The organism is Arthrobacter sp. 135MFCol5.1 (assembly GCF_000374865.1).
In the GTDB taxonomy this organism is placed as follows: domain Bacteria; phylum Actinomycetota; class Actinomycetes; order Actinomycetales; family Micrococcaceae; genus Arthrobacter.
On record NZ_KB895456.1, the window covers coordinates 185,760 to 198,991 of the forward strand.

The window sequence follows — 13,232 nt, forward strand, 5'->3', positions numbered from 1 at the left end:
TACGTCACCGAGTTATGCACAGTCGTCCTTTGGCCCCGGGCGATTTCGACTCCATCAGGTCCTGCATGACGAAGTTCGATCGTCGCTACTGGAAAAGAACTGCAAAGATACTGGACGCACTCCGCCAGGACAGTTCTTGGCTCCCCGAAGGTGCGCTGAAGCCAATTCCAGACAAGATACGGCACAATCTACCTCAAGCTGAATACGACGAAACCGGACTTCTCGGTCGCGATACTGAGGTGAAGAGGATATGCGCCGCACTAAAGAGAAAGCGCGATCCTGTAATAACTCTGTGTGGTGAGGGAGGCATTGGGAAGACGGCACTCGCTGTCGAGGTAGCATATTCCATCCTTGACGACCCTGAGGAACCGTTTGACTTGATCCTCTGGGCATCATTGAAGACTGAACGTCTTACGGGTGCTGGTGTCCAGACATTGCATGATGCCGCTACTTCTCTTACTGGAGTAGCCACTGAACTGGGAGTCGGATCGCGCAGCGACTTTCGAGGCGGGATCAAGGAACTTAGTTCTGCCCTAGAAGGCTCTCACCCTCTCATCATCATCGATAATTTAGAGACAATAAGTGGGGACGACTTCGTTAACCTTTACGAGGAGCTGCCGGATGAAGCAACATTCTTGGTGACCAGTCGAGAAGGGATTGGTCAGCTGGAGCGGCGAGTCCAGATAGGACCGCTTCCCCAAAAGGACGCTTTGGCGCTATTCAACCAGCTGATTCGATTTCGGGATGTCCAAGTCCTTGCCTCGCTAAGCGGAACTGCCCGTGTACAAATGATTGAGAAGTTGAGATGTTCGCCCCTAGCTATTCGCTGGTTCATTCTTGCAACGGAAGCTGGCCGGAACCCGATTGAGCTGATCAGACATCAAGACGAACTTCTGACCTACTGCGTTGAGTCGGTTTATCAAAACCTTTCCCGCGATGCTCGCGATGTCTTCATCGCTATGGAAGCACTAAGGCGACCAGTCACTCCAGACGACCTGGTATTAATGCTGAACCGCACTGTTGACCGAACAACCGCCTCATTGCGTGAATTAGCGCGAGGCTCTCTAGTACGCTCTCGTATATCGGGAGATTCCGCCATGGTTACGGTCGTAGAGCTCACTGAGACGGCACGCAATTACGCATCTTCGATGGTCCCAAGAAACGAGCCTATTCGAGAGCTCGTGCAGCGTAACGAGTCTGCTTTCTTGAAAGCTGAAGAGGAAAGAACTAACGACACCGCTAGGCGTGAGCTTGGACCTAACGCCGTCCGTATCAGAGTCGAGACTGATGCTCCCACGGCCCAGATTTTGAGAAGGGCCCTGACTGCCATGCATAAAGGATCTTACTCAACTGCCACTAGCCTCGTCCAAGAAGCCAAGAACCTCAATCCCGAATTCTGGGAAGTTCATCGGGTTGAAGGATTCATAGAAGCTATCTCTGGCAACAAGCTAGCCGCCCGTGAGAGCTATCTCACAGCACTCGAATTAGCCGAGACCGAGGACCATAAGTCGATTGTCTCCCACTTTCTAGCAGGTCATCTGGCTAGAAATATGATGGAAGTCACCGCTGCAATACCCTATGCCCGCCGAGCTCACGCCGGCTTGAACCTTCCCGACACGGCACATAGCCTTGGTTCCGCGCTCGTTTGGAACGAGCAGTATGACGAGGGCATCGCCTATTTAGAGAGTTCAGTCTCTGCCGCTGAGGGACGCATGAGAATAATCGCAGTTACAGCGCTAGCTGATGCCTATTGCCGACGAGCCGAATCTGCAAGTGCCGCTGCAAAGAATCCTGTTCAAGCCGCGTTTGACGCGATATGCGGATACGAGCTGGCCTCCGATGAGATATTCAAAGGATCATCAGATAAGAAGTTGCGCGACGTAGCCTGCGAGGCTGCCGCTTCCGCACTTAAGTACCTACACCAAGCGACGGAGGGTGGGCACGAAGTAGATGCTGCGGATGATTTCCATGACAAATTGCGCGCCCGCCTCACCCAATTGCGAATTTCCGACAAATGGCACGTGTTTAGCCACACAGTACACAAGGTGGCAGGTAACCCTAATTGCGGTTATGCGATCACGAAACTTTCGAAGGCAGTATTGAACTTAGAGGACTCGATTACGGAGGGATCGACCTCCGATCAGGATGCGCGCCGGTTATTTGGTACAATACTGAGCATTAATCGGGGATATGGATTTATACAATCGGCAGGATACGACGAAAACGTATATTTCCATCGTTCAGGCCTTGCGAGCGGCGTAATTTTTGCCAGTCTTACACCTGGTCTCGGCGTCACCTTTCGGCTTACACAAGAAGAGGGACGAAATCGCGCTGAAGATGTGGACCTCGTCGAGTAACCCGCTTTTCTGAGGCGAATGCTAAAGGAGGCCCTTCATCTCTTTTAGCGCTCACGCCCGGCCTTGGGACGCCAGCACCAGTGGGTTCAACGCCACACGGGCACTCCTGGCATTGCCTTGTAAGAGGCGTCGGACCGTCATTTTAGTGCGATGCGCATTTGATATCGTCCCCGACTAACTCCCCCTGGCTTTCGGGCGCCAGTGACAGCAGGAATGGAACTTTCAACGATTATCAAAGGACGCCAGCTCTTATAGTCACACCTCGATGCCTGGCCCCACGAATTTTGAACTCAATTGATTGACGATTCTTCAAGCCGAATTCAAAAATATCGGATAATCGGAAACTATCTATAAAACTGGCGGATTCGTCGCGTCGTAGCCCATCCAGACTTTGGACCAGTAGCGCGAGACGCCGATTAGTCATCACGGGAGGATGTTTACCTCCTAAATTTCAATCTGGCTAAAATCACAGCAACGCGGCAGACTTTTTCCGAATATATCTCGGCTGCGAACTCCTGCGCTTTGGCCGAGAGCAATACAATAACTCTACTGCTGCTAATTCCACACCTTTCTCAGATAGCTCGAAGGCTACGTATGAGTGTCTGCACCATCTAACTCACCTTGGAAAGACTCGCTCGGAGATATTCATGCCTGAAGTGATCAGCTTGACCGGTGAAAGCTCTAAAAGAACCAAGCTTATATACAAGTTCAGTCTTGCGGGTCTGTTTCAGAATTTCAAAGTCTCTATTTAGCAAATCAATCCGCCGATCAAATTCTGGACCGTCCAGGATGACGCCGCTAATTTTCATCAGCTGCGCCGCGGTTAGAAACTTTCCAGATGTCTTAAGGGCTCTGTATATAGGATCCACATCCGGTACTTCATCGACGACGCGTGACTGAGAAGTGCGTTGGAGGGCAGAGGCCAGCGCCATACCCAATTCGTAGGCTACTGGAGGCGGAAAGGCGTTACCAATCTGGCGGTACACTGACGTCTTTTTACCTGTAAATTCCCAGGGAAATTCCGGGCTCCAGCCTTGAAGTCGAGCAACCATCTCGCACGTCAGTTTTGGGCCTATTTCAAAATTGTCGTCCTCGTGAGGTGCGTCATTAGCTACTCCGCGACCATCGACACCTAATGCGGCCCATGCTCGTTTAGCCCGAGTTGGCCCCAAGTCCGCTCCACCGTGTTTCTTCGATCCACCTACGATAGTGGGGCCTATATGGTTAGCCCTCGCTGCCCAGTTTGCAGCCCCTTTCCAGCCGTTCGCTGACATCAACGATAGAAGCGCCTGCCCCACCGTCGTAACTTCCCCGAACGGTGTGGGCCAATGAAAGTGAGCGAAGTCGTCAGGTTTCATTGCTACTAAAACGAATCGAGGTCGCAATTGTGGTACACCGAAGTCCGACGCGTGAAGTAGTCGCCATTCGGCAACATATCCAAACTCCCGGAATCTTTCGAGTACGTGCTGACGGTAGCCCGCGAAACGGGGCATGCTTAGGCCCCTAACGTTCTCCAATAGAACCGCCCTCGGTTGAATTACCGCGGCCTGCTCGACCGCCCAGGCGAAGAGGTCGCGTTCGTCACCGGCGCCTAGTTGCTTACCCGCGATACTGAAGGGGGGGCAAGGAACTCCACCAGCGAGGAGATCGATGGCTTCACCTCGAGCCGAAGGCGAGTAGTCGGACGGCTTCCAAACAGCCGTGTCGGCGACGTCCCCGAGCGCAACGTGCCACGTTGGCCGATTGTGTCTCAAGGTGTTTAAGGCGTTCACATCCAGCTCAACAGCAAGTTCATGACCGAAACCCGCTCGCTCTAATCCAAGGGCCTGTCCTCCAGCACCTGCGCATATTTCGATGACGCGAAGCTCGTTCGCCAATGGATCACCTTTCGTCGGTATGGCGGATTGCCGCCCCCATTCTACGGTGCCTTGAAGGGAGGCGACTGTCAGGGTTCGCTCACCCGGGCCATGGGAGCAGGCCGCCGAGCAAGTCAGTCTGCCGCTTCATCGCGCAAGAGGGAATTATGGGTATCCCAGAAACCAGGGATTGAGGCGGCACATGCAGCCTTACCGACTCCCATCGGCCGTGGAGATCTTGGTCCTTTGGAACCGAACAGTGAATCCACTCACGTGACACTGTGGCAATTGATCGCAGTTCTAGATCCTTATCAATTCGCACGGCAACAAGTTGCCAATGACGATCGGACTTCATTGTTTCGAACTCGTGCCGCGACAAATATATGATCAATCGGCCTCGGCGGGTTGTGGATTTGACCTCCAGGTGGCCAGTGAAAGACGTCGCACGGACTGCTATATCAAAACCGAACCCGTCTGAAACTGCAGCAACATGATCAACATCTGCATATGTTTCATTATCTAACCAAGATAGGAGGGCTAACTCGCCCCCTTTTCCTACCCGGTTCCGCTCTGCTAGGTCTACTTTTCCTGAAGCTTCGCGTACCAACACGAGGGCTAGATCAGGAGATAGACCAAGCTCAAGGGCAGCTCTCTCTGCGTCTTGAGGCAGTTCTTCTGCAGTAGGTACGAGAACACCTGCGTCTTCAAGCCATAGGGCATCGGCGATCGCCGCGGAGAAAAGTGCGATATCCAGCCTCTGGTCGAGACACACTGGATGCGATTCCTTCACCAAGCCTTTACTCTCTAGCCAAGAAAGCCCACGAGCATATTGCGAAGGCGTCAGATCGCTATAGGCACCGTTTGAGGTGAAGAGAGTGTGCGCCCTCCGCATATCAGAGTGCCGGAGATGCTCCATCCAACGTTGTGCCGCCCTGAGAATCGGGCTAGGAGGGATAGTCATGCAAATGTCCCGTAAGCGCCTGTAGGTCGTCTAAGTCGAGTCCTCCGCCAATGACAGGTTCCTCGCTAAGGTCCCCCAATCTCCGTACTGAGACATCATCTAAGATTTCGCCCATAAATCTCAGCTTCGTTTCCAAGCGCTGCGACACGACTTCATCAATGGTCGCCGCGCTATTAAGTACAGTAATTCTTGTTTCGGTGTCTGCTGGGAGACCCAGTCGATGGATCCTGTCGAGACTTTGCAGAAAACGTCCAGCTGCAAAGTCTCGATCTACAAAGATGGCATCATGGCATTCACGATGAAGACTGATCCCCTCGCCAAGAGTTGCAGGGTTCGATATCAGAACCATGCAGTCAGGATCGGAGCGAAATCTCTCGATCTGGTCTGCTCGGTCATCTGTACCGCCGTGAACAAGAGCGGGTGAAAATTCGCGGAGTATCTTCCTTAGCGATGAGGCACTACGTATGAAAGTCGACCAGACCAGTGTCTTTCTTCCCTGAGCGGCATTGGCCGCTACGATCGCCAATGTCTCGAGATACTTTGGTGAGAACTCGTAGCTAGGTAAATCCTGCATCAGTTCCCACAGAGTAGAACCATCACGAACGGAAAGCGGTGGCACTTGATACGACAAAGGCTCATACCTTGTCGTACCCGTAGATAGAAGAGCGGGGCTTATCGCGGCCATGAGCAGATAAATAAGGACTTTGCCAAGCGATTCGAAGTCATTTTGTGACCCTGCAATGCGAGAAGAGTACTGCCCGACGAGAGCATCATATATTTCTCGGTGAACTGGAGGTAACTCAACACTCCTTAGACTTACGTTAACGGGCGGTAGTGCTAGCTCCGCCTTTGTCGTTCGCGTGAAGAGGGGCCGAAGCGCTCTGCTGGCCGCGGTTAGATCGCCGCCAGCCACCGCGCGGACGACTGACCGTCGCCCATGCCCAGGCCATACGAAACCCAGTAAATTTTCAAGATCCTTAGAGCCGTTCGGAGCTGGCGTCCCCGTAAGGATAAGACGCCGGCGAGCTCGGGGGCCGAGCGCTAAACACGCCGCCCCGTACGCGCCTTCAGCCCCAAGTTTCATCCGGTGCGCTTCATCGAGAATCAGCATCGAAGGACGGTCGCTTAGCCACCTGGTTAGCAGGTTGAGATTGCCTTGCAGGCGTTCATAGTTGATGAGTACAAATTCCGCCGTAGCGTCCAAGGCACCGTCCGCGATTTGAAGCCTCAGCGACTCGCTCAGGCACTCATCGTTTTCCGTTATCCACGACTCAAAGCAAGATTTCGGTCCAACTACCAAGAGTCGTCGCACTTCGCCCGCTTCACGCAGCGCAGAATAAACCGCAAGGCCAACCCTCGTTTTGCCTGCGCCAGGCACCGAGAAATTCGCACCGTGCCGGAGCGAGAGTAATTTGGCGATATCGCGGCGCTGAAACTCAGTAAGGTCAGCTCGCCACCCAGGTCCCAACAATGAGGGGACGTCGGGACTCGAGACGGAGTCCGGAAAATTAGATGAAACCGTCAGGCGGTTCTGCACCGCCTGTGCGTCAAGCGCCGACGAGGTGGCGAGATTGGCAAGGTCAGCGTCCCACTCGACACTTTCTGGGTAAGGCCAATTAGCTAGCTCGGCAAGGCCCTGGAGCAGCTCTTCCACTTCCAATTCGGCGATGGTTCCAGATCGAAGGCGGGCAGACGGAAATCTACTAACCAGCCTATGTAGTTCCTCTGCGTGTTTTATGGCTACCGTAAACCTGGCCTTGCCCGTGTTTTGGGCGAAGCCTATGCGGAGGCTTGGCGCTTCAGTCACGAAGCTCCCTTAGCAACATCAAGCAACCACGTAATACCTTCTCCTGGCTCGGAGACGGATCGTGAGGCTTGGCGCGCGAGACGCTCCAACGTATTCCTTAGCTTCAGGACTGCGTCATCAAAAGCCGCCTCATCTAAGGCCCGACTCGCCACAGCATGCGCCAATTCCCCAGTGCAAAGGTCTATGTCATCACATGCATCCGTTAGTCTTTCAGGCGCTGCAAGCTTCCGTTGTTGAAGCCGAATGTCCTTACCTGCCGGTTCTAAGGCTTTGCTGAATGCAACTTTCGCGGCACCAATCGTGCCCGAGGCCTTTGCGATTTCCTCCGGTGTTGCATTCCCGCCATTCGCCTGGGCCGTTGCTTTCGCTCGCAACAGACTATCTGTCAGCAACCGTGCTGTCTTTGCAAGAGGAGCTGCCCCTGGGAGCGCTACGCCCGGCAACCCGGGAACAACTACTGACGAATTCACCTGTGCCGGTGGACGAATGGCTTCTGGAAGCTTTGGATCTAGATACTTTTCGTGAAAGTCCGCTTGCGCCAAGCGCACATCAGTTTTGGCATAGCCCAAGATGATCATTGAGAGGCGGGTCTCTTTAAGAACGTCAGCAGCGTCGCAATCGGTTGCAGCGACTTTTGCGTATGCCCTGTGTAGCTCTCGCAGTTTTTCCTGATGATCCTCAAAGTCGACTAGACGCAATGAGTCACCAGATCCAGTGTCGCTCCGCTCGATGGCGTCCAATATGACTGAGTAGACCCAACGGTCTTGTTCCAGCGTTGCCAATTTGATTCTGAATGCACGAGCGATGTCCTCTGGGCGCCGGTTCGCCTTGATCAATTCGTCAATGGCAATCAACCGATTTATGTAAGAGTAATCGCGCTTATGCTCCTTACGGAGTTGCAGGGACAGCTCGACGGAATTGATGTCATCCCAGGTGGAGGACTCAGGAAGTACACCAACGCGTATGTGATGCTCTCCCAGTTCACGAAGCGCAGCACACCTGGTATTTCCATTCACGAGGATTCCGTGTGTCGTAATGACACCGGGGTCCTTCTGTCCCGACTGTTCCAGGTCATCTCGTAAGGCTTCAAAGTCTGGATCGGTTTTATCAGGATTCGAGGGCTGACACTTCAGTAGTGTGTCCAAGTAATCTTGCGCGGCGCGTTCGAACGGGCTGCTCTCCAAGGCCCGGTCAAGAGCAGGATTTAGCGTTCGCTGAGCCCTTATTCGATGTGTGTCCGGGTTGTAGTACAACAAATCCGTAGGCATCGAGATGACATATAGATGCCGCTGCTGACCGCGCCATTCGATTGTAATCTTCTCGCCGTTCGTGGCCTGCGCCTCTGCCAGGCGCTCTTCGACCATGGAGCGGATGTCTTCACCTTGCGGGGGGACCGCGGATCGCGTTGTCATTTTCTACCCTAACCTTCTTTCCCAATCAGTCAGTATCATTCCATTAGCCGCCGACAAAAGTCCTGTGGTAGTGACAGGACACGAAAGACTTGGAGCTGATGTGCCCCTACCCTCATGGAACGATCCCGACCTCAAGGCCGGAACTATGGTGAGAGGCGCCTTGTGGCTCCTGACCGATATCGGTGAAGGAAATACCTTCACGAAAGAAGACGTAAGGACCGCTTTTCCTGGTGTGGCGCAAGCCGATCGACGCATCCGGGATCTGCGTAAGTATGGATGGGTTATTCGGGCCAGTACCGAAGACGCGACACTGTCGACCGAGGAGCAGCGCTTCGTGAGTCCAGGGGTTGAGGTTTGGCTGCCTAAAGCGCGTCAAGCAGTTAAGCCTGGCGCCCTAACTGCTAAGCAGCGTCGCGACATCATGGCGGCTGACGGCTATCAGTGCACAGCATGCGGTATTGCGGGCGGGGAGACCTACCAGGATTCAGTGCTGATGACCGCCGTTCTTTCTATCACGCGTCGTTCTGTGATGCTGTTGGATGGGTCATCTGAGGTCCAGGCCGTAACCGAATGTAACCGCTGCCGAGCTGGAGAAATTACTCCCATCGCTGTGGACTTCCCTCGCTTAGTCGCGGATCTCAGAGAGCTTGGTGATGAAGACTTCACTCGACTCGTTCGGTGGACACAGCGAAATCGCCGAGGAGCGACACCCCTTGACAGGGCCTGGACGACATACCGACGAATGCCCAACGAAAAGCGTCGAGACTTTGAGGATGCACTGATGAGCGAGAGGCAGCGCAGGGGAACACGCTAGAGCCACGGGCACCTCCTTTACCGTCAGACTTTCCAGTCGAGGGTCATTGATAAAGCAATTCCCAACCGAGCGAACAAGTTTTCCTTGTCGGACGGGCCCAGCTTTGACATCACGTCCCCCAATCGCTCAACTCCAACCTGTCGAGGAACCGCAAGCCGAGAGGGTGGGTGCGAATGTTCTGTATGTGCCGCCCAGCTAGTAACCGCAACTCAACTGGAGGGGCACCGGGCAAAGCGTTCCTATTCGGTCTTCCTCTCTTCCGAGTCATGGCCCGCTCGGCCCGGGAAGGCGCAGCGTGTCTCTTTTAGTCGATGACTATCGGCTGCTTATCACCGTCCGAAGCTCGCACGACTGGCGGAACGTTCCCCGACCGGCGGTTCACCCAGCACCCCACCGCAAGAACCGCCACGAGTCCGAAAGTGCTCAGCAACTGCGGACGGGAATCCTCCCCAATGAAGCCCACGGTAAAGATCGCCGCGAGGATCACCAAACCTACAACGGTGAGCCACGGGAAGCCGGGCATCCGCAGGGGAAGATCCGCCCCCTCGCGGTCGGCCCGGAGGCGCAGCGCCAGCTGGGCCAGGAGCGCGGACGTCCACACCAGCAGGCACGTCGAACCCACGATGTTCAGCAGGACCGGAAGCACCCTCTCGGGGAAGGCCAGCTCCAGCACAACAGTCACCACGCCGAACGCAACGCTGGCCAGGACCGCAACCACAGGAACCCGCGCTTTGGACACGGACGCGAGCCAGCGCGGCGCTTCACCGCGTTCGGCCAGCGAGAACGCCATCCGGGAGGCACCGTAGAGGTTGGCGTTCAACGCGGAGAGCAGGGCAGCGACGGCAACCAGAGTGATGGCGGTGGCCGCGCCGGGCATGCCTGCGGCATCCAGCACCGCGGCGAACGGGCTCTTCAGCCCGGCCGATCCCACGGGAACCACCGCTGCGATCACGAATATGGCACCGATGTAGAACACCAGGATGCGCCACAGCACCGTCCGGACTGCTTTCTTCACGCTGCGCGCCGGCTCGGCGGTCTCAGCTGCAGCCACGGACACAATCTCGGTGCCGCCGAAGGCGAACGCCACCACGAACAGTGCCGTCGCAATTCCTGCAAAACCGCTCGGCGCGAAGCCGGCGCCGGTGAAGTTGGCCAGGCCCGGCGACTGCACGCCCGGCACCAGGCCGAAGAGCAGCGCAAAGCCCACCAGCAGGAACCCAACAATCGCCGCCACCTTGAACAGGGCGAACCAGAACTCGAACTCGCCAAAGTTCTTCACGCTGGTCAGGTTCACGGCGGTGAGCACCACGATGAACACGAAGGCCATCAGCCACACCGGCAGGGCCGGGAAGATGGTGGCCAGCAGACCGGCTGCGCCCAGCGCCTCGGCGGCGATGACCACCACCAGCTGCAGCCACCAGAGCCATCCGACAGTTGCGCCGGCCACCGGGCCGTAGGCCTTGGCGGTGTAAACGGAGAAGGCGCCGCTGTCCGGGTTGGCGGCGGCCATCTCGCCGAGGGCCCACATCACCAGGATGATGAGCGTGCCGGCCACGAGGTAGGAGATCAGCACCGCCGGGCCGGCGGCCTGGATACCGGCGCCGGAGCCGATGAACAGGCCGGCGCCGATGGCGCTGCCCAGCCCCATCATCGTGAGCTGGCGGGGTTTGAGGGCTGCGCCGAGGGGGCGGGCAGACGTCGTTGTCTGTTGTTCCATGGGGGTTCCTCTTTGTTGTAGGTGGAACTGTTGGGGAGAAAACTTTAGGCGGCGTGGGCTTCGAGGAGCCGGAGCACGCGGTTGTTGGAGGCGGGGTCGGCAACGGTGATCCGTATGCCGTCGCCTTGGTACGCACGGACCATAATGCCCGCAGCATTGAACGCGTCCACCAGCGTGGCCAGGCGCTGCTCATCGGCGCGGATCCACAGGAAGTTGCCCTGGCTCGGCTGCAGCGTCCAGCCCTGGGCTGCCAGCTCTGCGGCCATCCGTGCACGCTCCTGCTTGACCAACGAAACCCGCGCTTCCATCTCCTCCCCCGCGTCCAGCGACGCGATGGCCGCCTTCTGGGCCAGTGCGCTCACGCCGAAGGGAAGGGCGGTCCGCCGTAGTCCTTCGGCAATGGCCGGCGCCGCCACGGCGTAGCCCACGCGAAGGCCCGCGAGCCCGTACGCCTTGGAGAAGGTTCGCAGGATGCAGACGTTCGGGTACCGGCGGTAGAGCGCCAGGGAGTCGGGGCCCGCGTCGGCGTACTCCACGTAGGCCTCGTCGATCACCACCAGGACGCTGGACGGCACAGTCTGCAGGAAGGCCTCAAGGCGCTCGTGGCTGATCGGCACCCCGGTGGGATTGTTGGGGGTGCAGAGAAGGATCACTTTGGTCCGCACAGTGACGGCGGCGGCCATGGCATCGAGGTCGTGGCCCTCCGCGTCGTCCAGCGGGACGCGGACCGGCCGGGCGCCGGCCAGCTCCACCAGGATGGGGTACGCCTCGAAGGAGCGCCACGCGAACACCACCTCGTCCCCGGCGTCGCACAGTCCGGTGATGATCTGCTGCAGGACGCCCACGCTGCCGGGCCCCACCGCCACTTCCTCCGCGGTGACGCCCAGGTGCCGGGCCAGCCGTTCGCGGAGTTCGACGGCGGCCATGTCCGGGTAGCGGTTCATCCTGCCGGCCGCTTCGGCCACCGCAGCCGTGGCGGCGGGCAGGGGGTCGTAGTGGCTTTCGTTGCTGGCGAGGGCGGCGATGTCCGCGCCGGCGCCGCGCCGGCCCGGGACGTAGGACGGAAGGCCGGCCACTGCGCCACGCAGGGTGGGCAACGCAGTTTGGGGAGCGGCAACAAGCTGATCACTGGTCATGAAGACCGATCATGGAAGTGACCCGGACCACAATGCAAGGTAGGCTCCGATGCTTGGGACTTCTGCTCAACTTCTAGTACCTCTGGTGAAAATATGACCATCGCAACCTCTCGAACCCTCGATTCCCTCGACGGCAGGATCATCCTTGCCCTGGACAAGGACCCCGAAGCCAGCGCCCTGGCACTCTCCCGGACACTCGGCGTCGCCCGCAACACCGTCCACGCCCGGCTGGCGCGGCTGGAGCGCAGCGGCGCGCTCCGCTCCTTCAGCCGCAGGCTGGACCCCGCCGCGCTCGGCTACGAACTGATGGCCTTCCTGTCCCTCTCGATCAGCCAGACCCGGACAGGCTCGGTGGAGAACGGGCTCGCCGCGATTCCGGAGGTCATCGAGGTGCACGCCACCACCGGGGACGCTGACCTCATGGCCAAGGTGGTGGCCCGCGGCACGGCGGACCTTTACCGCATCACCAACGAGATCCTGGAGATCGACGGGATCGAGCGGACCAGCACGGCCATCTCCATCCTGGAACTCATGCCGCCCCGGTACGACGGGCTGATCAGCCGGCTGTCGGAGCAGGAATCCCGCCCCGCAGACTGACCGCATCGGGCGGCGTGCGTCGCTGTGGCTTCCCGGCGTGCGGGCAAGCCGCAAACCCTCGCCTCCGCGTGCTGGTGAGAGCATACTGAACACATGCCTACGTACCGGCTGTCCACGTTCGTCGGAGCGCCCCCCGAGCGGGTTTTCGCAACCTGGACTGATCCTGACCGGTTCCATGAATGGATCGGCGGAGTCACCGGCGTCACCGACCGCGTTGGCCCTGCCGGTGAGGCCGGCAGCCGCTACACGGTGCAGTTCGGGCGGATGATGAGCCGCACCGAGGTCCTTGCGGCCGAGCGGCCCCGGCACATCCGCACCCGCTTCGGCAACGCGATCCTGAAGGGCGAGTCCGATGTGACGTTCACCGCCGACGGCGCGGGCACCCGCATTGACCAGGTGATTGTGACCCGCGGGTTCGTGTCCGCGATTTTCGGCCGGCTCTTCGCGATCGGCTCGTATCAAGGCAGCTTTCAGGGCGAGCTGGAGACGTTCCGGAAGCTCGTTGAGCGGGAGGCGTGATACGCACCACAGCTGGGCGTTTTGTCAGTTAGACCGCTCCTCCGCCGCCAAAAGTA

General features: G+C 57.8%; 9 protein-coding genes. 3 read left to right on the forward strand and 6 right to left on the reverse strand.

All coding sequences use genetic code 11. The annotated features are described in order from the left end of the window. Positions 1-65 precede the first annotated feature (65 nt). Entirely contained in the window at positions 66-2,357 is a 2,292-nt protein-coding gene (locus C563_RS22120; RefSeq protein ID WP_196803327.1) for an AAA family ATPase, read from the forward strand. A gap of 611 nt (positions 2,358-2,968) precedes the next feature. Here C563_RS22120 and C563_RS22910 read toward each other — a convergent pair. The 6 genes from C563_RS22910 to hisC all read right to left on the reverse strand — a co-directional run bounded on the left by C563_RS22910 (position 2,969) and on the right by hisC (position 12,060). Beyond that, entirely contained in the window at positions 2,969-4,234 is a 1,266-nt protein-coding gene (locus C563_RS22910; protein ID WP_051083471.1) for a DNA cytosine methyltransferase, read from the reverse strand. A 79-nt stretch (positions 4,235-4,313) separates the two neighbouring features. Then, the gene (locus tag C563_RS22125; protein WP_231369875.1) at positions 4,314-5,003 is read right to left on the reverse strand and encodes a protein NO VEIN domain-containing protein; all 690 of its coding nucleotides are present in this window, start codon (positions 5,001-5,003) and stop codon (positions 4,314-4,316) included. A 154-nt stretch (positions 5,004-5,157) separates the two neighbouring features. Then, complete coding sequence (locus C563_RS21105; RefSeq protein WP_043424018.1) at positions 5,158-6,981, reverse strand: DEAD/DEAH box helicase; 1,824 nt, start codon at positions 6,979-6,981, stop codon at positions 5,158-5,160. Further along, positions 6,978-8,345 carry a transcriptional regulator gene (locus C563_RS22130; protein ID WP_231369871.1) on the reverse strand — a complete coding sequence of 456 codons (1,368 nt, stop codon included), beginning with the start codon at positions 8,343-8,345 and terminating at the stop codon, positions 6,978-6,980. Before C563_RS22130 ends, C563_RS21105 begins: the two co-directional genes overlap by 4 nt. 1,166 nt (positions 8,346-9,511) lie before the next feature. Then, positions 9,512-10,924 carry an amino acid permease gene (locus tag C563_RS0110695; protein ID WP_018762047.1) on the reverse strand — a complete coding sequence of 471 codons (1,413 nt, stop codon included), beginning with the start codon at positions 10,922-10,924 and terminating at the stop codon, positions 9,512-9,514. Positions 10,925-10,968: 44 nt separating this feature from the next. Further along, on the reverse strand, positions 10,969-12,060 hold the full coding sequence (hisC, locus tag C563_RS0110700) for a histidinol-phosphate transaminase (RefSeq protein ID WP_018762048.1): 1,092 nt from the start codon (positions 12,058-12,060) through the stop codon (positions 10,969-10,971). A gap of 93 nt (positions 12,061-12,153) precedes the next feature. Here hisC and C563_RS0110705 point away from each other — a divergent pair, with 93 nt between their 5' ends. Then, the gene (locus C563_RS0110705; protein ID WP_018762049.1) at positions 12,154-12,657 is read left to right on the forward strand and encodes an Lrp/AsnC family transcriptional regulator; all 504 of its coding nucleotides are present in this window, start codon (positions 12,154-12,156) and stop codon (positions 12,655-12,657) included. 93 nt (positions 12,658-12,750) lie between these two features. Further along, positions 12,751-13,176, forward strand: a complete 426-nt coding sequence (locus C563_RS0110710; protein WP_018762050.1) for an SRPBCC family protein — start codon at positions 12,751-12,753, stop codon at positions 13,174-13,176. The last annotated feature ends 56 nt before the right edge of the window (positions 13,177-13,232 follow it).

Excerpts from the sequence above, each read along its gene's own strand:
- C563_RS22120 (WP_196803327.1), top strand. The coding sequence starts at position 66 with ATGACGAAGTTCGATCGTCGCTACTGGAAAAGAACTGCAAAGATACTG.
- C563_RS22130 (WP_231369871.1), bottom strand. The coding sequence starts at position 8,345 with ATGGTCGAAGAGCGCCTGGCAGAGGCGCAGGCCACGAACGGCGAGAAG.
- C563_RS0110710 (WP_018762050.1), top strand. The coding sequence starts at position 12,751 with ATGCCTACGTACCGGCTGTCCACGTTCGTCGGAGCGCCCCCCGAGCGG.
- C563_RS0110705 (WP_018762049.1), top strand. The coding sequence starts at position 12,154 with ATGACCATCGCAACCTCTCGAACCCTCGATTCCCTCGACGGCAGGATC.
- C563_RS0110695 (WP_018762047.1), bottom strand. The coding sequence starts at position 10,924 with ATGGAACAACAGACAACGACGTCTGCCCGCCCCCTCGGCGCAGCCCTC.
- hisC (WP_018762048.1), bottom strand. The coding sequence starts at position 12,060 with ATGACCAGTGATCAGCTTGTTGCCGCTCCCCAAACTGCGTTGCCCACC.